The sequence below is a fragment of the Comamonas sp. CMM03 genome (genome assembly GCF_019218715.1).
Lineage (GTDB): Bacteria > Pseudomonadota > Gammaproteobacteria > Burkholderiales > Burkholderiaceae_C > Comamonas > Comamonas terrigena.
Genome location: NZ_JAHUXB010000007.1, coordinates 1 through 17,541, shown reverse-complemented (window position 1 = coordinate 17,541; position 17,541 = coordinate 1). Strand labels below are relative to the sequence as shown.

General features: G+C 64.5%; 11 protein-coding genes and 1 pseudogene. 7 read left to right on the top strand and 5 right to left on the bottom strand.

From position 1 onward, the window contains the following. The 4 genes from KW830_RS20740 to tolA all read left to right on the top strand — a co-directional run bounded on the left by KW830_RS20740 (nucleotide 1) and on the right by tolA (nucleotide 2,784). Nucleotides 1–420 carry a YbgC/FadM family acyl-CoA thioesterase gene (locus KW830_RS20740; RefSeq protein WP_218334275.1) on the top strand — a complete coding sequence of 140 codons (420 nt, stop codon included), beginning with the start codon at nucleotides 1–3 and terminating at the stop codon, nucleotides 418–420. Beyond that, on the top strand, nucleotides 417–1,121 hold the full coding sequence (gene tolQ / locus KW830_RS20735) for a protein TolQ (protein ID WP_218334274.1): 705 nt from the start codon (nucleotides 417–419) through the stop codon (nucleotides 1,119–1,121). Before KW830_RS20740 ends, tolQ begins: the two co-directional genes overlap by 4 nt. Nucleotides 1,122–1,134: 13 nt before the next feature. Further along, the gene (locus KW830_RS20730; protein ID WP_066539020.1) at nucleotides 1,135–1,566 is read left to right on the top strand and encodes a biopolymer transporter ExbD; all 432 of its coding nucleotides are present in this window, start codon (nucleotides 1,135–1,137) and stop codon (nucleotides 1,564–1,566) included. 63 nt (nucleotides 1,567–1,629) lie between these two features. Beyond that, nucleotides 1,630–2,784, top strand: coding sequence for a cell envelope integrity protein TolA (tolA, locus tag KW830_RS20725; RefSeq protein ID WP_066539022.1), 1,155 nt, complete (start codon nucleotides 1,630–1,632; stop codon nucleotides 2,782–2,784). A 124-nt stretch (nucleotides 2,785–2,908) separates the two neighbouring features. Here tolA and KW830_RS20720 read toward each other — a convergent pair whose 3' ends face one another. Beyond that, nucleotides 2,909–3,673 (bottom strand): TSUP family transporter, encoded by a 765-nt coding sequence (locus tag KW830_RS20720; protein WP_066539024.1) that lies wholly within the window; start codon nucleotides 3,671–3,673, stop codon nucleotides 2,909–2,911. Between the two features lie 217 nt (nucleotides 3,674–3,890). Here KW830_RS20720 and KW830_RS20715 point away from each other — a divergent pair, with 217 nt between their 5' ends. The 3 genes from KW830_RS20715 (at nucleotide 3,891) to KW830_RS20705 (ending at nucleotide 7,405) form a co-directional block, all read left to right on the top strand. Next, on the top strand, nucleotides 3,891–4,784 hold the full coding sequence (locus KW830_RS20715) for a LysR family transcriptional regulator (RefSeq protein WP_218334306.1): 894 nt from the start codon (nucleotides 3,891–3,893) through the stop codon (nucleotides 4,782–4,784). A 211-nt stretch (nucleotides 4,785–4,995) separates the two neighbouring features. Further along, the gene (gene yegQ / locus KW830_RS20710) at nucleotides 4,996–6,378 is read left to right on the top strand and encodes a tRNA 5-hydroxyuridine modification protein YegQ (protein WP_066539030.1); all 1,383 of its coding nucleotides are present in this window, start codon (nucleotides 4,996–4,998) and stop codon (nucleotides 6,376–6,378) included. A gap of 154 nt (nucleotides 6,379–6,532) precedes the next feature. Continuing rightward, nucleotides 6,533–7,405, top strand: coding sequence for a plasmid replication/partition related protein (locus tag KW830_RS20705; protein ID WP_066539031.1), 873 nt, complete (start codon nucleotides 6,533–6,535; stop codon nucleotides 7,403–7,405). A 123-nt stretch (nucleotides 7,406–7,528) separates the two neighbouring features. Here KW830_RS20705 and KW830_RS20700 read toward each other — a convergent pair whose 3' ends face one another. The 4 genes and pseudogenes from KW830_RS20700 to KW830_RS20685 form a co-directional block, all read right to left on the bottom strand. After that, on the bottom strand, nucleotides 7,529–9,652 hold the full coding sequence (locus KW830_RS20700) for a site-2 protease family protein (RefSeq protein ID WP_370626165.1): 2,124 nt from the start codon (nucleotides 9,650–9,652) through the stop codon (nucleotides 7,529–7,531). Beyond that, the gene (locus KW830_RS20695) at nucleotides 9,649–11,037 is read right to left on the bottom strand and encodes an efflux RND transporter periplasmic adaptor subunit (RefSeq protein ID WP_370626164.1); all 1,389 of its coding nucleotides are present in this window, start codon (nucleotides 11,035–11,037) and stop codon (nucleotides 9,649–9,651) included. The genes KW830_RS20700 and KW830_RS20695 overlap by 4 nt, the downstream gene beginning before the upstream one ends. Before the next feature lie 53 nt (nucleotides 11,038–11,090). Beyond that, entirely contained in the window at nucleotides 11,091–17,132 is a 6,042-nt protein-coding gene (locus tag KW830_RS20690) for an Ig-like domain-containing protein (protein ID WP_218334273.1), read from the bottom strand. Between the two features lie 212 nt (nucleotides 17,133–17,344). Beyond that, a pseudogene (locus KW830_RS20685) lies at nucleotides 17,345–17,541 on the bottom strand (efflux transporter periplasmic adaptor subunit); the annotation flags it as partial.

Below are 17,541 nucleotides of genomic sequence, written 5' to 3'. Positions count from 1 at the left end.
ATGACGGCCTTTCGCTTTCCCCTGCGCATCTACTGGGAGGACACCGATGCCCGCGGCACGGTCTACCCCTCCCGGATGCTGCATTTCTTCGAGCGCGGCCGCACCGAATGGCTGCGCGCCCTGGGTATCGAGCAGCAAAAGCTGCGGGAACAAACCGGCGGCTTCTTTGTCGTAACCCATGCTGCGGTGGACTACGTCGCCCCGGCACGGCTGGACGATCAGCTCTGGGTCACGGCCCGGCTGCAATCGGCCGGCCGCGCCTCCATCACCATTGCCCAACAGGCTTTGTTACAACACACCATGTCATCCGATGGCCAGCCTCAGCTGTTAAGTGAAGGCACCATCCGTATTGGCTGGGTGGATGCGGCCAGCATGCGCCCTGCCCGTATTCCTGCCAGCATCCTGGAACAACTCTCATGAACAACCAAGACATGTCCATCCTCCACCTGGTGCTGCAAGCCAGCTGGGTGGTCCAACTCGTCATGCTGATTCTGGTGGCCGCCTCGGTCGCCAGCTGGGCCATGATCTTCCGCAAGATGCAGACGCTCAACAAGGTGCGCGCGCAGAACGACAGCTTCGAGCAGGACTTCTGGTCCGGCACCAGCCTGAACGATCTGTACATCAGCGCCATGAAAAACGCCAAGAGCGGCGGCCCGATGGAACGCGTCTTCGCCAGCGGCATGCGCGAATACCAAAAACTGCGCGAACGCCGCATCACCAGCGCCGACACGCTGATGGACGGGACCCGCCGCGCCATGCGTGCCAGCTTCCAACGGGAGATGGACGAGGTCGAATCCGGTCTGCCCTTCCTGGGCACCGTGGGCTCCGTGGCCCCCTACGTCGGTCTGTTCGGCACGGTCTGGGGGGTGATGCACGCCTTCACCGGTTTTGCCAACATGGAACAGATCACGCTGGCCACCGTGGCCCCCGGCATTGCCGAAGCCCTGGTCGCCACCGCCATGGGCCTGTTTGCTGCCATCCCTGCGGTGACTGCCTACAACCGCTACGCCCACAAGATTGACCGCGTTGCCAGCCAGCAGGAAACCTTCATCGAAGAGTTCTCCAACATCCTGCAGCGCAATGTGAGCGGCGTGGGCCAGAGCACGGCGTCGGGCCACTGATCGGAGCCGCCCCATGCCCTCAGTCAGCTCCCGCGGCAAAGGCCGCCGCACCGTCAACGAAATCAATATGGTGCCGTTCATCGACGTGATGCTGGTGCTGCTGATCATCTTCATGGTCACGGCCCCCATGCTCACGCCCGGCGCCATCAACGTGCCCAGCGCCGGCAAGTCCACCAAGCCCCCGGTCCAGAACGTGGCCCATGTGCTGATCGACAAGGACGGCTCCGTGCGCCTGAAGACGCCGAATGGCGAACAGGCCGTGACGCTGCAGGAACTGGGCCTGGCGGCCGCCAGCTGGCAATCCGGCCAGCCCGAGGACAGTGCCGTCATGATCCAGGCAGACAAAGCCCTGCCCTACGAAACCGTGGTCAACGCCATGGGCGAACTCCAGAAAGCCGGCGTCAAGCGCGTGGCCCTGGGCGTCAAGTCCGCCGCCGGCAAGTGACCTTCGGGCCGGCGGCGACTTTCCGCCCGCCGGCCCGCAACTATTAGCACCGCACCCGATTCCATGTCATCCCGCTACGAAAACGACCCCTTTGCCCCACCCCGCCGCAGCAAGTACCTGCGCGCCTGGCTGATGGCACTGGCGGCGCACATCCTGCTGATCGTGGCGCTCGTGTGGAACGTGCGCCCGCCCAAAGCGGTCGGTGAAGCCGCTGTGGAAGCCGAGCTGTGGTCGGAAATGCCCACGGCAGCGGCCCCGCGTGCGCCCACGCCGCCACCGGAACCCGAGCCGGAGCCCGAACCCGTCAAGCCCCCGCCCCCACCGGAGCCAGAGCCCGTGGTGGTGCCGCCCAAGCCCACGCCACAACAGCTGCAAGCCGAGCAACAGGCCCATGAGGCCGAGCTGGCGCTGGAGAAAAAGCGCCAGCAGGAGCTGAAGGACAAGCGCGAGCTGGAAGAACGCCAAGCCAAGGAAAAGGCCGAGAAGGCGGAAAAAGCGCGGCTGCAAAAGGAAAAAGAAAAGAAGGAACAGGCCGAGGAAGAGCGCAAGGAACGCCTGGAAAAGGAAAAAGCAGACAAGGCCGAGAAGGACAAGCAGAAGAAAGAGCAGGAGAAGAAGGACCGCCTGGAGAAAGAAAAGGCGGACAAGGCCGAGAAAGACAAGCTGCAGAAGGAAAAAGAGAAAAAGGACAAGGCCGAGAAAGAGAAAGCCGACAAGGAAAAAGCCGAGAAGAAGGCCGCTGACGACAAGCGCAAGAAGGAACAGGCGGCCAAGGACGCCAAGGACGCAGCCGCCGCAGAGAAGATGCGCCAGGAAAACATGGCACGCATGGCCGGTCTGGCAGGCTCGGGCGGCAGTGGCTCGGCCGAGCGCAGCAGCGGCCCCAACGCTGGCAAGGGCGGTGGCAACGGTTCCGGTGCGGGCACCGGTGCCGGCGGCGGCCACGGCCCGTCGGCCGGCTACGGCGCCAAGGTGGCGGCCAAGGTCAAGCCCAACATCGTCTACCCGGACGCGATCAGCGGCAACCCGCGTGCCGAAGTCGAAGTGCGCACCGCGCCCGGCGGTGACATCATCAGCGCCCGCCTGATCAAGTCCAGCGGCAACAAGGCCTGGGACGACGCCGTGGTGCGCGCCGTGCAGAAGACCGATTCCCTGCCCAAGGACGTGGATGGCAAGGTGCCGCCCACCCTGGTGATCGGCTTCCGCCCGCAAGACTGAGTCCGTACCAGCCACGCTGCGGCAGCACACGCAGAAAAGGGCTTGAAGGTGTTTCCACCTTCAAGCCCTTTTCTTTTGCAGACATGCTGCCATGCCATGCAGCGGCACAGCGGTTTCACCGCTGCTAGTTGAACAGCATGTAAGCCCCCAGTGCCAGCAAGCTGCCCATCAGCACCCGCTTGAAAGCCGTGGCCGACAGACGCGATCGCAGCCGCTCCCCCGCAGCCATGCCCAGCAGCGCGGGCAGCAGCATCGCGGCCGACGCCCCCAGCGCCGCACCATCCAGCGGGCCGCTGCCGCCCGCCACACCACTCAGCCCCAGACCCAAGGCCAGCGTGGAGACAGTGAAGCTCAGCCCCATGGCCTGCATCAGCGCCTGGCGCGGCAGCTGCAAGGCCTGCAGATAGGCCACCGCCGGCACCACAAACACACCGGTCAGCGCCGTGATGCCCCCGGTCACCAGGCCAGCCACAGCCCCCAGCCACCCCTGGTGCCTGTGCGGCAGCGTCACCGCACGTCCCCACAGACCCCACAGCGCATACAGCGCCAGCGCCGCTCCCAGCAAGGTGCGTGCCCCGGCGGCCTGGCCCAGCGGCCCCCACCACCACACCCCGCCCAACGTACCCACCACCACGCCCAGCTGCATGGGCCACAGCTGGCGCAGCACCGGTCCCAGCGATGCCGCCGGACGCATCTGCAGCACATTGGTCACCAGCGAAGGCAGCAGCAGCCAGGCGGCGGCCTGCCCCGTGGGCATGAACAGCGCCAGCAGCGCCATGGAGACCGTGGGCAGACCCAGACCCACCACGCCCTTGACCACGCCTGCCAGCGCAAACACCAGCACGGCCCCCAGCAGCAGCCCCGGCTGGGCCAGCAAATCGGCGTTCATGCGCCCGCCTGCTGTGCCGCCATGGCTGCCATGGTGGCCGCAGCAGCCTTCGTTTCAAACTGAACCTTTTGCATCACAACATGTCCTAACCAAACACTTTTCCTGCGCCATTCTTCTGCGCCTACACTGACACCACAATGCGGAAGTGCTGCAGCCAGACTCAGGCCCTCCCTGAGCCTTGTTCCGCCCCTCTTCGTCCATGCCCACCTTGCCCTCCATGCGCTTTGACCTCACCGATCTGCAACTGTTTGTCCACATCCTGGACAGCGGCACGCTCACGGCGGCAGCGGGCCTGTCGCACATGACGCTGGCCTCGGCCAGCGAGCGCGTGCGCGGCATGGAAGCCCAGCTGGGTGCCCCACTGCTCGAGCGCGGTGCACGCGGCGTGCGCCCCACGGCCGCCGGCCATACGCTGGGCCAGCACGCACGCCAGGTGCTGCAGCAAATGGAGCATCTGCGCGGTGATCTGGCGGACTTCGGCAACGGCCTGGCCGGTCAGGCGCGGGTGCGGGGCAATACCTCGGCCGTGGCCGAACACCTGCCGCAGGCCGTGGCCGGTTTTCTGCAGGCCCAGCCGCGCGTGGCACTGGAGCTGCAGGAATGCCGCAGCGAAGCCGTGCTGGACGGCTTGCGTCAGGGCCTGTGCGACATTGGCATTGCCAGCGATGCGGTGGACACCAGCGGCATCCAGGCCGAACCCTGGCGCCCCGATCCGCTGATGGCCGTGCTGCCGGTGGAACACCCGCTGGCACGCCGCATGTCGCTGCGGCTTGCCGAGTTGCTGACACAGGACTGGATTGGCCTGCCCCGCGGCTCTGCCCTGCAGGCCCTGGTGCAGCGCCACGCCACGCAACTGGGCCAGCCGCTGCGCTGGCGCGTGCAGCTGCAGCAGTTCGACAGCATCTGCCAGCTGGTCGGCCAGGGCGCCGGCGTGGCCGTGCTGCCTGCCTCCGCTGCACGCCGCCATGCGGGCCGCAACGGCGCACGGGCGATCGCCCTGCAGGACCCCTGGGCCCAGCGCCAGCTGCTGCTGTGCACCCGGCCCGGCGTGCAGCTGCCGGCACATGCCCAGCTGCTGCTGGAACACCTGCAGCAGCACAGCATCCGCTGAGCCCACTGCCGCACGCCCCACCTGGCCCAAGCGGCGGCGACCGGGAACACGCCCTCCCGCGGCACATGGCCTGCGGACGCGCCCATGCAGCCTGCCCAATCCGGTGGCAGCAACCGTGCCGGACGCGGAGGTAACAGCCCCTGAAACCCCTGCGGGCACCCTGCCCGCCCTGACACACGGGAGGGCGGTTTGCAGGACAATACGCCCCATCATGACCCTCAAAGCCCCCGAACTCCTGTTGCCCGCCGGCTCGCTCGACAAAATGCGCGCCGCCTATGACTTTGGCGCCGATGCCGTGTATGCCGGCCAGCCGCGCTACAGTCTGCGCGCCCGCAACAACGAGTTCCGCATGGAACAGATCGCCCAGGGCATCCAGGAAGCGCATGCACGCGGCAAGAAGTTCTTCCTGACCAGCAACGTGATTGCGCACAACGACAAGATCCGCACCTACCTGCGCGACATCGAGCCCATCATCGCCATGAAGCCCGACGCGCTGATCATGGCCGACCCGGGCCTGATCATGATGGTCAAGGAAAAGTGGCCCGAGGCGGTGATCCACCTGTCCGTGCAGGCCAACACCACCAACTACGCCACCGTCAAGTTCTGGCAGAAGATGGGCGTGGAGCGCATCATCCTCTCGCGCGAGCTGTCTCTGGACGAGATCGAAAAGATCCGCCAGGAATGCCCGGACATGGAGATCGAAGTCTTTGTGCACGGCGCACTGTGCATTGCCTACTCGGGCCGCTGCCTGCTGAGCGGCTACTTCAACCGCCGCGACCCCAACCAGGGCACCTGCACCAACGCCTGCCGCTGGGACTACAAGACGCACGACGCTCAGGTCGACCCCAACACCGGCGAAGCCCTGGCCCAGGCCATGGACAAGGGCTTCAACTTCGAAGACGCCAAGAACGACGCCGACAACCAGTTCACCAGCACCTGCGGTGACGGCAACCGCCACCCCAAGGCCGATGCCATCTACCTGCTGGAAGAAAAAGGCCGCCCCGGCGAAATGATGCCCATCATGGAAGATGAGCACGGCACCTACATCATGAACTCCAAGGACCTGCGCGCCGTGGAGCATGTGGAGCGCCTGACCAAGATCGGCGTCGATTCGCTGAAGATCGAAGGCCGCACCAAGAGCCTGTACTACGTGGCCCGCACCGCGCAGACCTACCGCCGCGCCATCGACGACGCCGTGGCCGGCCGCCCCTTCAACCCGCACCTGATCACCGAGCTGGAAAGCCTGGCCAACCGCGGCTACACCGGCGGCCTGCTGGAGCGCCGCCCCGCCAACGACTACCAGAACTACGAAACCGGCACCTCGGTGCTGCAGCGCAGCCACTTTGTGGGCCAGGTGCGCGATTACGTGAATGGCATGGTCGAGATTGAAACCATGAACCGTTTTGCCGTGGGCGATACCATTGAGGTCGTGCACCCCACAGGCAACCGCCGCGTCCAGCTGACCCAGATGTTCAATCTGGACGGCGAGCCGGTGCAGGTGGCCCAGGGCAACCCCATCCGCGTGCGCGTGCCGATGGAAGGTCCGTGGGAAGGTGCACTGATTGCCCGCTTGCTGCACCCCGAACAAGCATAAGACCACGGCTTCCTGCGCCCAGGCGCGGAGCACTTCGGCACGACGGCGCGCTGAAGTCCGCGCCCCATGCGCGCAGGCAGCCCCTGATTCTGCAAGGCCCCTCGGGGCCTTTGCCTCTTTTTGCCTCTGATTGCCTGAAGACAAGGAACGACAAGTGAATCCAGAAGAAATCCAGGTTCTGCCCGAACTCAAGGCCTATATCGACCCCCTGACCCCCGACGAACACGAATCGCTGGAGCGCAGCATCCTCGACGAAGGCTGCCGCGACGCGCTGGTGCTGTGGGGCAATATCCTGGTGGACGGCCACAACCGCTTTGGCATCTGCCAAAAGCACGGCCTGCCGTTCAAGACCATCCAGAACGAACGCTTCCAGAACATGGAAGACATCCACCTGTGGATGATCGACCAGCACCTGGGCCGCCGCAGCGTGTCCGACTTCCAGCGCGGCGTGCTGGCCCTGCGCAAACGCGAAATCATTGCCGAACGCCGCGCCGCGGCCGCTGCCGCCGTGAACGCCGCCAAGGCCCAGGCCGGTGAAGCTGCCACCGACGCGCCCTGGGAAGGCGATACCGACCCGGTGGTCGCCCAGGCCCTGGCTACCATGCCCAAGGTGCCCGACCAGGCCCTGGACACCCGCGAAGCACTGGCCCGCGCCGCACGCCTGTCGGCCGGCCAGGTCAAGATGATCGAAACCATCCAGGAAAAGGCCGCACCCGAAGTGGTCGCCGCCGTGCGCGCCGGGGAGCTGACGCTGAACGCGGCGGCTGTGGTCGCCACCCTGCCGATGGAAGAACAGCAGGCCGTGGCCGCCGAAGGCGCTGACGGTCTGAAACAGGCTGCCAAGCGCTTGCGCGACGCCAAGAAAAAGCCCAAGGCCGAAAAGCTGGAAGCCGAAGAAGGCGCCGAAGCTGCTCCGCAGGCATCGGCCGAAGAGCTGCAGGCCCGCGTGGCCGAGCTGGAAGCCGAAAACGAGCGACTGAAGCTGCAGGTCAAGACCTTGCAGGAACTGCTGGCCGAACAGGTCTGAGGTCTGAAGCCCCCCGTGCTCCGCATGCCACCCGGGTCTGCGGCATGCGGGTTCCATAGGCCATGATGGTCCATGGGCTTACGGCAGGACCACCACGGCACGCCGCGGCCCTGCCCCCTGGCGCTAAAAGCCCGCCTCGCGCCAGAACACGCTGGCCGCCGTGCGCACAAACTGCGCCCCCGGCGCTTCCCAGGCCCCCCGGATGCTGACCCGGCCACGCCAGCGGTGCTGGGCCGCCCAGGCGGGCAAGGCCTCCGCGTTCACCACATCCAGCACCACCCGGTACACCGGCTGCTCGGGGTACAGCACCCCCTGCTGATTGCGCACCGCCACATTGCCGCCCGCCTGTGCGGACAGCGCCCCTTCGTTCAGGCTGCGGCTGGCGTCCTGGTCAATGCTGCGCACGCGCACCGGCAGTGCGGCACCACCGGCACCCTCGGTGATGAACAGACCGCTATCGCCCGGCCGAATGCGGTGCAGTTCCTGCTCCGCCACATAGCTCACCACTTCCAGTTTCTGCAGGTCCACCACACGGCCCAACAGCTCCCTGCGGGCCACCCATTCGCCGGCCTGCAAGTCCGGGTCCACATCGCGCAGCACGCCGCTGCCGCCCGGCTGCAACTGGTAGCGCGCGGCATCCGTGTCCAGCGCCGCCTGCTGTGCCAGGGCCTCGGCCTGGCGGTCCTGCCACACCTGCCAGTCGCGGCGCAGTTCCCCGTCCATGCCGGCGGCTGCCGACTGCTGCACCACCTGTCGCAAACGCGCTTGGTTCTGTTGGGCGGCCGCCTGCAAGGCGGGTGAAGTCAGCGCAAACACGGCGGTATCGGCCGCCACCGCACTGCCTTCGGCCAAGGGCGCCTGCGCCAGCTGTGCGGCCTCGGGCGCATGCAGCTGCCACTGCGCACCGGACTGCAGCATGCCGCTGCTGAGCACCGGCACCGGCCAGGGCACCACCAGCAAGGCCAGCAACCCCACCGCCAGCGCAGCACTCCAACGCGCACGGCGGCTGTGCACAATCTGCGCCTTGCGTTCCCGCCAGGCTTTCACTTCCGACCACACCGGTTTGGCAACGAACCACACGATTTCCACCGCAAACAACAAAATCCCGACCGCCTTGATGAAGAAGTGATACACCAGGGCCGCAATCCCCAGAAACAGCACCAGACGGTAAATCCAGGTGGCCCAGGCAAAAGCAATCAGCATGCGCTGGCGCGTGGGGGCAAAGCGCTCGGGCGGGGCCTCGCCCAGCGCAAACAGCCGCTCGCGCAGATCCCAGCGCGCCAGGGCAAAGGCACGGCTGTGCAGATTGGGCATCTGCAGATAGTCCGACAGCAGAAAATAGCCATCAAAGCGCATGAAGGGGCTGGCATTGATCAGCACCGTGCTCACCCAGGTGGTGGTGGCCAGCAAGAAGGCCATGGCCTTGGGCCAGCCATCGGGCAGCCACAGCCAGGCCAGCAATGCCCACACGGCAATCACCAGCTCGGTGGTAATGCCCGCTGCCGCCACCTTCAACCGCTGGTCGCGGCGCGTCAGCTTCCAGACCTCGTTGGTATCGGTATAGGCCACGGGCCACAGCACCAGAAACGCCACCCCCATGGTGGGCACGCGGCAGCCATAGCGCTTGGCGGTGATGCCATGGCCCAACTCGTGCAGGCATTTCACCCCCAGCAAGGTGACACCATAGGCCAGCAGGCCCTGCAGGCTCCACATGTCCACCAGGGTGGCGTGAAACACTTCCCAGGAACGCACCACGCCCCACAGCCCCCACAGGAAGGCGGCCAGCGTCAGCCACCAGAAGCCAGGCCGAAACAGAAAATCCAGCCGGGGCGCCCAGCGTTCCAGCCAGCGGTCCGGGCGCAGCAGCGGCACCCGGAAGAACAGATAGTTGTGCAACAGCCATTGCGACCAGCCGCCACGCCGGCTTTGCCACTTTTCGGCCAGCGCAGGCGCACCATGGGGCGGCGGCTGCAGCAGCTCGTTGCCCAGCAGAAACTGCTGCAGCACCTGCACGTCCGCCGCAGTCACCTGCAAAGTGGTGTGCGCCGCAATATCGCGTGCCATGGCCTGGGCATCGGCCATGTCCCAGCGGCGCAGCACTTCAAAGCTGGCCCAGTCCAGTTGAAAGAACAGATTGCGCACCGGGTCGTGCAAGGTCCAGCTGGGCTGGCCGTCGGACAAGGCCGGACCGGGCAGCAGGTCCAGCTCCTCCCGCAAGGGCTGCCAGGGGGCTGGTGCTCCGATCACAGCGCCACCCACTGGCGGATGCTGGCCCAGGGCTTGCGCACCATCCAATAGGCCAGGCTGACCCGCTCGCCTTGCAGCTTGGCCGTGCCTTTGAGGCCGATGCGTTGCGTGCCCGGCTGCACCAGCTGTGCACGCACACGGTAGGCATACTGGCTGTCCGGGCGGGCCACGGCGTCATAGGCCACATAGCGCACCTGGGCCTGCACAGCCGCCAAGGGGTCGGCTGCCAGGTACAGCTGCACCGGCGCGCCAGGCTGCAGTGCAATGGCATCGCCAATCGGCAACCAGGCTTCCACCTCCACCGCATCGGGCTGGGCAATGCGCATCACGCGCTCGCCGGTCTGCACCGGCTTGCCTATCCATTCCGACGGTGCATCGAACAGCACCATGCCATCGTGCGGCGCCAGCACCTGGGCGCGCTGGCGCTGTTCGGTCAGAAACGCCTGCTCGGCGCGGCGCTCGCCAATCTTGCCGGCCAGCGCTGCCAGCTGGGATTTGGAGCGCACATCGCCCAGCGCCAATTGGGCAAACTGGCGGTACTCCGCCTCGGCCGTCTGCAAGGCCTGCTCCGACACTTCGAGCCGGCTGGCAAGCTGTGCCTCGTCCAGGTTGAACAGCAACTGGCCCTGCTTCACCATCTCGTTGGGCTGCACATGGATCTGCTCCACCACCCCATCCATGGGTGCGCGCAGCACGGCCGGCTGCGCCGCCACCAGCTCGCCGGGTGCCAGCACGGTCAGGTGCACCGGCCAGACTGCCAATACCGCCACGGCCGCCACGGCCCACACCGCAGGCCGTTTCCACCAGGCCGCTTGTGCCTGCTGCTGGCGCAGGTGCGCCCACCACTGCCGCAGCGACACCATGCGCCGACGCTGCAAGGCCCGCCACGCATGGCCCCACATGCTGCACCATTCGCCCAGTACCGGCAGCCGGTCTGCAGGAAACGGCTCCGCGCCCACCAGCAGCAGCCCGGCAGATGCCGCCTCACCCTGCGTGGAGCCCGGGGTACCCGGGGTGGCTTGCGACATCGGCAACCACACCGCATAAGCGGGCCACCACTGCGACCACTGCGCCGCCAGCTCGGGTGGCACATCGGCCGCGGTGAAAGCGCCAAGCCGTGGCTGGTGCTGCGCCATGTGCCGGCACACTTGCACCGCCCACTGGGCATAGGGCGCATTTGCATCCGGCTGCACCACCCCGGATAGGGTTTGCACCCCACCCTCCTGCGTCCACCATACGGCCTGGCGGTAGGGCAGCAGCAGGCGGGTGTCATTCACCAGCAGAAACTCCAGCTCCTGCACCGTCTGTGCCTGCCGGGCCCGGTGGCCCAGTTCCAGCAGCAGCACGGCGGGGTGCACGCTGCCCGACGTCATTGGTGCATTCACTGCAACATCCTCACTCTGTCCTTGTCAGTTTCTATTTTTAGGTGCTGCCTGTATCACAGATGCAAACGCTGGGCCGCCATGTGCCCAGCACGAAATTGGGCATGGCGCAGCAACTGCTCACCGACACCGGCGCGGGCTACAGTACCCGCGTCGGCGGCCTTGAGCTTGATGACCGTGCTCACCGTGTGCCCCTGGCTGTCACGCGCCGTCAAGCGCAGTGTGAGCTCCCCCTGGAAGCCGGCCGGCATCACGCCGCTAACCTGGCCCGTGCGGGCATCAAACTTCAACCAGGCCGGCAAGGGCTGGCCGTTGGCCAGGGTCATCGAAAACTGCACGCTCGCCAGCGGGTCGCTGTGGCCAAACATGGTGGGCGGTATTTTCCAGTCAACCTGGCGGTCTGCTGCGGCCACCACCGCATCGACCAGCTGCAGCAGCACCAGTTGATCGGCCGTAGCCTCCTGTGGGGCAACGCCGGCGAAGGCGGATGCGCCGATCACCCCGCTGTAGCCCCCCAAGAATCCCGACGATAGCTCGCTGGCGTCCGTCGCCACGCCACCGCCAAAGAACGAGGAGCCAGCCGGCGTTGCATAGCCGCTGCCCAAAAAGACATTGCCGCTGCCTCGTGGAAGCACCGTAGCATCTGCGTCAAAACCCAGCGGTGCCAGCCCAGCGGGTGCCACAGCAGCGTCCCAAATACCGGAACCAGCACCGGCGCTGCTGCCGCTAAAAATCCCCATCACCGGCCATTCGACACGCGGCGGTACCGCCTGCGGAGCCACGTCCACAGACAACACGCCCGCCTGGGACACATTGCCCGCAGCATTGGTCTGCCGCGCCTGCACGTCGTACAGACCGGGGCTGGAGATGGCCACCAGATTGCCCTGGCCGGCTTGCCAGCTCTGGCCACCATCCAACGAATACTCCCACGGTGCGCCAGCCTCCAGTGCATCCACACGCACCGTAGCGCTGCCCTCTTCATTGCTCTGCACCTGCAGCACGGGCTGGGCGGGCAGCACGGTGTTGATGGCGTAGCTAGCTGAAAAGCTGATGTTGGCGCCCGCATTGCCTGCCAGATCGGTGTAGCCCGCATTGTTCAATGCCACTTGCAGCCCGGAGTGCACCTTGCCGGTGACTGGCGTCAGCGTGGCGGTCCAGGTGAGGCCGCCATCGGCCGTAGACAAGCCACTCAACACGCCATCCACTACCGTGAAATCGCTCACATCCAGCCCGGTCACTGCTTCAGTGAAGGTGATGGTGACGGTGGTGCTTTGGCCGGCTTTCAGCGTCGTATCGGTAACCAGCACGGATATGGCCGTTGGGCGCTGGGTATCGATGGCGTAGTTGTTGGAGTCGGTGGGGGCACCTCCTGGGTTACCGGCAATGTTGGTGTAGCCGAAGTTGTCCAGGGTGATCAGGTTGGACACATCGGTGACGTTGGCGTCTGGTGTCAGGGTCGCCGTCCAGGTGATGTTGTCCGAAGTGGTCAGGTTGCTCAGCGCAGCGTTGGCGACGGTGAAGTCCGCCGTGGTCAGCCCTACCACCGCTTCGCTGAAGGTGATGGTGACGGTGGTGCTCTGCCCAGCCTTGAGCTCGATATCGGTGACCACTATGCTGGCTGTCGGACGCTGGGTGTCGATGGCGTAGTTGACCGAGTCGGTGGTGCCGCTGCCGATGTTGCCCGCCTGGTCCATCACACCGGTGTTGTTGAGGGTGATCAGGTTGGTGGCATTGCTGATGTTGGCGCTGGGGGTGAAGGTCGCTGTCCAGGTCAGGCCGCCGTCACTGCTGCTGAGGTTGCTGAGGCTGCCGTTGGCCACGGTGAAGTCGCCAGTATCCAGGCCACTCACTCGCTCATTGAAGGTAATGGTGACGGTGGCAGTCTCGCCGATGCGTAGAGCCGTGTCGCTCAGGGTAATGTTGGTGGCCGCTGGGCGCACACCGTCGACCACCAGAGCCTTGTTGGCGCCCAGAGAGCCAGTCGCGCCGGGGGCCGCCAGAGTGAGGACGGCGGCCTGGTTGGCGCCGTCCCTAATACTACCGCCATTGAGGCTCAGGGCCGAGCTGGAGACGTAGTCGAGGTCGGCAGAGATGTCCCCAGCCTGAACGGTGTAACTGAAGCTCAGGGTGTTAGTGCCCGAGCCGGACACGTAGCTAAGAACCCGGTCGGTGGCGCCGGTTTCCAGCGTCAGAGTCGGCGTGCCGGTCACGTTCACCGCCGAGTCGAACTGCACGTTGATGGTAATGACGTCACCGATCTTGTAGGTGCCGTTGGCGGTGCTGGACGACACGTTGGTGATGGTTGGGGCGATGGGCGTGGTCAGGGTCAGGTCGTTGCCGGTGCCACCGATATAGCTGGTGGTCAGTTCCGTGCTGTTACCAGCCGCATTGAATTTGCCACCTTCGCTGATGCCGCTGAAAGTGCCAGTCACCGCGTCGGCGGCGTCGTTGACGATCAACGTATAGCTGTCACCGCTGGCGGGCGCGTAGCCATGGCTGACTGCCAGAGTGGCGGCGGAGATGTCGACAGTGCCGTTGACCACGACCCGGTCGTAGCCGGTACCGGCGGTGACCCCGTTGATATTCAACGCCAGTGTGCTGCCCGAGTTCAGGGTCAGGTTGCCATTGACGGTCAGGGTGCCGACGCCAGCGCCGCCCGGGGACAGGGTGCCACCGTTCTGCACGGTGACGCTGCCGCCCAGAGTGCCTCTGCCAGCCAGGGTGGCGCCGCTGGCCACGGTGGTGGCACTGCTGGTGCTGCCGTCAACCACCAGAGTGCCGGCAGAGACAGTGGTGGTTCCGGCATTGGTGTTGCTGCTGGACAGGGTCAGTTCACCTGCTCCGGTCTTGGTCAGTGCACCGGATCCTGCGATGAGGCTGGAAATCGTTGCACTGTAGCCCGAGCCAACGTTGAAGACCTGCGTGGTTCCGCCAGCCAGGGTGATGGTGCCACCGGTCAGCGTCAGGCCGTTGGCCTGAGTCATGTCGAAGATCAGACTTTCGTTCAGGGAGACGGTGTTGAGGTTCAGTGCCTGGCCGGCCAGGTTGCTGGCGAAGACGATGGTCTGGCTACCGGTGGCATCGGCAGCGGCGATGGCGACGGCTTCGCTGAAGCTCACACCGTTGCTGAGGTCGATAGTCGCCGTGTCGTTGGTATTGGTGACGTAGATGATGTCGCTGCCGACCGTGACATTGGCAGCGACGGTGCTGGTGCCGTCATTCAGGCTGTAGCGGATGGTGGTGTCGCCGGCTGGCGTGTCATTGCGGTAGGTCACCCGTTGTGCCACATCGTTGACCAGCGCGGTGGTCGCTGCTGTACCGCTGCTGGTGAACGTGATGGTCAGTACGCCGCCCACATTGGTGAAGGTGGCGAAGGTCTGCCCGTTCGACTGCAGGTTGCTGCCACTGATGGCGAACAGGGCACCGATGGTGTTGAAACCCAGCACGTCGCTGCTCACCGCTGTGCCGTCACGCTGAATCGTCAGGCTGGCCCCGGCCCAGTTGCCGTTTCCACCGTTGAGTGCGCCGAACTCGGTGTCGCTGAGCAGTGCGTTCCCGCCTACATCCATTCCTACGGTGTTGCCAGCTCCGGCCCAGGCCACGCTGTCACCATTCAAGTTGCTAATAACAGGAGCTTGATTGACTGTGGATACGATTGACGAACTCTCAATCATCGTCAGAGCCCCTGATGTAGCTCGTAATGCGAGAGTGTTAGTGTTGCCGCTGTTGGTATACAAAATAGCTAGACCACTGTAGATGGCGATACCGCCCGACGGTGTCAGAGTAACTGTGGTGCTGCTGGCGTCCTGATCACCTGAAGTGACCGTAAAGTTGTTGACCGAGCCATCGACGACTCCATCATTAGGATCGGTGACCGAAAGCACGATATTGGTGGTGTAATCTTGGTCCACCATTCCATTCGCATCAACGGCCTGAACGACCGGTACAGTGGTGAAACTGGTGCTTTGCCCATTCTGGATGACGGTGGGGCCGGGCTGTGTGCTGAAGACCAGCCTTGTGGCGACCACATCTGGGTTGATGGAGGCCGAGGAGGCACTCACCAAGCTACCGGCTGCGGCGGTGAGTACAAAGTTGGCGTCTGCATCGCTGGCTGACGTGTATTTCACACCGCTAAAGGTGGCAGTACCGCTCGACGCGGTGACGGTGGTGGTGCCGGTGAGCGAACCACTTCCATTTTCGCTCAGCGTGACTGAACCATTGAAATCGCTATCTATGTTGCCGCGATCGTCCACAGCGATCACCACCGGCTGGGTAGTGAAGCTGATGCCGCTAACCACCGACGTGGACGGAGACTGGCTGTAAATCAGTTTGGTGGCGGCAATGTCAATGCTCGTGCCGCTGCCGTTGGTGACGTTAGCCTGGCTACTGGCGAAGATCGAACCGCTGGAGGCGGCGGTAAAGTTGCTTGCATTGACTGACAAAACAACGGTGTGGTGATCAATGAGATCGTTACTGCTGGTGTTGTCGTTGTAATACGCCTTGATGGTGTAGGTTTCGCTGCCACCATCAGCAATCGACAGGTTCAGCCCGGAGAAGGTGATTCTGCCAGTACTGCTGTCATAAGTGCCGACCACGTTGGTGGCGTCCGGCCCGTTGAGTAGGAAACGCATCTGCGCCAGTTCCGACGATGTTGCTGTTCCACTCACGGTCGCGTAGAACGCGCTAACGTTGGTAGCCAGGCCATCCGATGTTCCCGGGTCGGCTATCGTAAAGTCCATCAGTGAGACAGCGCTGGCTACCGAAGTCGCGGTGGTGGAGAACGTGGTGGCTTCACCAGACGGACCGGCGGTGACGGTGGAGGTCGCATTTGACGCCACGATGGCTTTGACGTCGGAAATATCAAAGTTATTGGTTCCGAAGTCGAACCCTCCTGTCCCGTTCGCGCTGGAAATCACCACCTTGATGATGTCGTTCGCGGAGGTGGGCAGGGCATTATTTGACGCATCGCGGAACACCGAGAAATTCGACAGCGTGATATTGGCATTCGCAGTGGCTATCAGCGTCCCGGTGACGGTGGTGTTGTTGGCATAAGTAAAGGTGACCGTAATCGTGTCATTCAGCGAGGTGTAGTAACTGAAACTGGTCAGATCGAAGGTATAGCCGGAGGCCACTGCAATCGTCAGTTTGGTAGCATCGCCGGTTGGGTTTCCGCTGCTGTCAGGGAAGACGTTGTAATTTGTGCCGTAGTTATTGGAAAACGAATACCCGTCCTGACCAGAAAAAGTGAATCCGACGGAGCTAACCGTTTTGTTGTATGCCCCGTTACCACTATTCAGATCCATGTTATCAAATACGACGATGGTTAGCAGTTCGTTGTAGTCATTGAGCGCCAGCGCATCCGCCTGGATCCCATCGCTGCCAACGCTTTTTTCCAGCGTCCAATTACCGCCTTTTTGCAGACTGCCTGTGAGATCACTGGAGGCAGCCACGTCCGCTCCTGTGATTGCCGCCAACTGCCCAAGAAAGTCTTGGCCTTTATCTCCTTGGGCCAAATTACAGCCGTACAACAGCAAATCCCCAGTGGCCTTCAGCGCCGTACCAATGCTCTGCAAGGCGGCACTGTGCTCGCCCAAATTGGCGCTGCTGAGCCAGACATTGCCCATCTGCACCGTGCCGTCCGCGCCGTGGGACAGCAGGTGGATGGCATCCAGCCCACTGCGCCCCTGCAGGTAGTCGGCCATCTGCTGCAGACCGTCTTTGCTGGCGTCCAGAATCACCACTTCGGCATTGCCGGACAAGCCTGCCAGCAATTCAGCCAGGTTGGCCACCTGGCTGTCCACAAACACCACTTCCTGGCGTGGGCTGGTGGCAGGTGCGGCCTCGGCCATCAGCGCATGGCGCAGCGCGCCGGCGGTGTCTGCCGCGGCATCGGTGGCCGTGGCACCGTCCGCCACTGCATGTGCAGCGTCTGCAGCGCCCGCGCCGTCGAACATGAAGCGTTGCTCCAGCGCCAGGGGGCGCATGGCGCTGACCAGCCCTGCGGGGACGGTGAGGTTTGGTGCAGCGGCTGCGGAAGCCGTAGGTTTGGCAGCAGCTTGCGCCAGGCGGCGCCAGAAGGGGCGGTTGTGGGCGGTCATCGAATCATCCTTCCTTTTGCCTGGGCGGCCCATTCAGGGGCACACGGGCGGCACTTGCAGGGGCACTTGCACGGAATACGGGGGGCTGAAGCCCGCTGCACACCGGTCACTTCGGTGGCAGCAGGCCCAGCCCGGATTTCTTTGTCGAAGCAAGCTGCTGGCTATCCACAAGACATGTGCACAGGCGGCTCCTTCAACGGCGGTCTTGGGTCTTACTTCTGCGCAGGCGGCGCCATCAGCACCTGCCCGCTCATGCCGGCAATCAATTCAGGGAACTTGCCGTGGATGGCGGCGTTGACCTTGATGGACTGGCTCACCGGGTCCACCCGCGCGGCCAGGCGCTGCACCTTGGCGGGGTAGGTCTTGCCGGTTTCGTCAATGCGCACCTCGAAGGCCGTGCCCTGCTGCA

Bases quoted from the DNA above. Each gene is read 5' to 3' on its own strand.
- KW830_RS20740 (WP_218334275.1), top strand. From the start codon at position 1: ATGACGGCCTTTCGCTTTCCCCTGCGCATCTACTGGGAGGACACCGAT.
- tolQ (WP_218334274.1), top strand. From the start codon at position 417: ATGAACAACCAAGACATGTCCATCCTCCACCTGGTGCTGCAAGCCAGC.
- KW830_RS20730 (WP_066539020.1), top strand. From the start codon at position 1,135: ATGCCCTCAGTCAGCTCCCGCGGCAAAGGCCGCCGCACCGTCAACGAA.
- tolA (WP_066539022.1), top strand. From the start codon at position 1,630: ATGTCATCCCGCTACGAAAACGACCCCTTTGCCCCACCCCGCCGCAGC.
- KW830_RS20720 (WP_066539024.1), bottom strand. From the start codon at position 3,673: ATGAACGCCGATTTGCTGGCCCAGCCGGGGCTGCTGCTGGGGGCCGTG.
- KW830_RS20715 (WP_218334306.1), top strand. From the start codon at position 3,891: ATGCGCTTTGACCTCACCGATCTGCAACTGTTTGTCCACATCCTGGAC.
- yegQ (WP_066539030.1), top strand. From the start codon at position 4,996: ATGACCCTCAAAGCCCCCGAACTCCTGTTGCCCGCCGGCTCGCTCGAC.
- KW830_RS20690 (WP_218334273.1), bottom strand. From the start codon at position 17,132: ATGACCGCCCACAACCGCCCCTTCTGGCGCCGCCTGGCGCAAGCTGCT.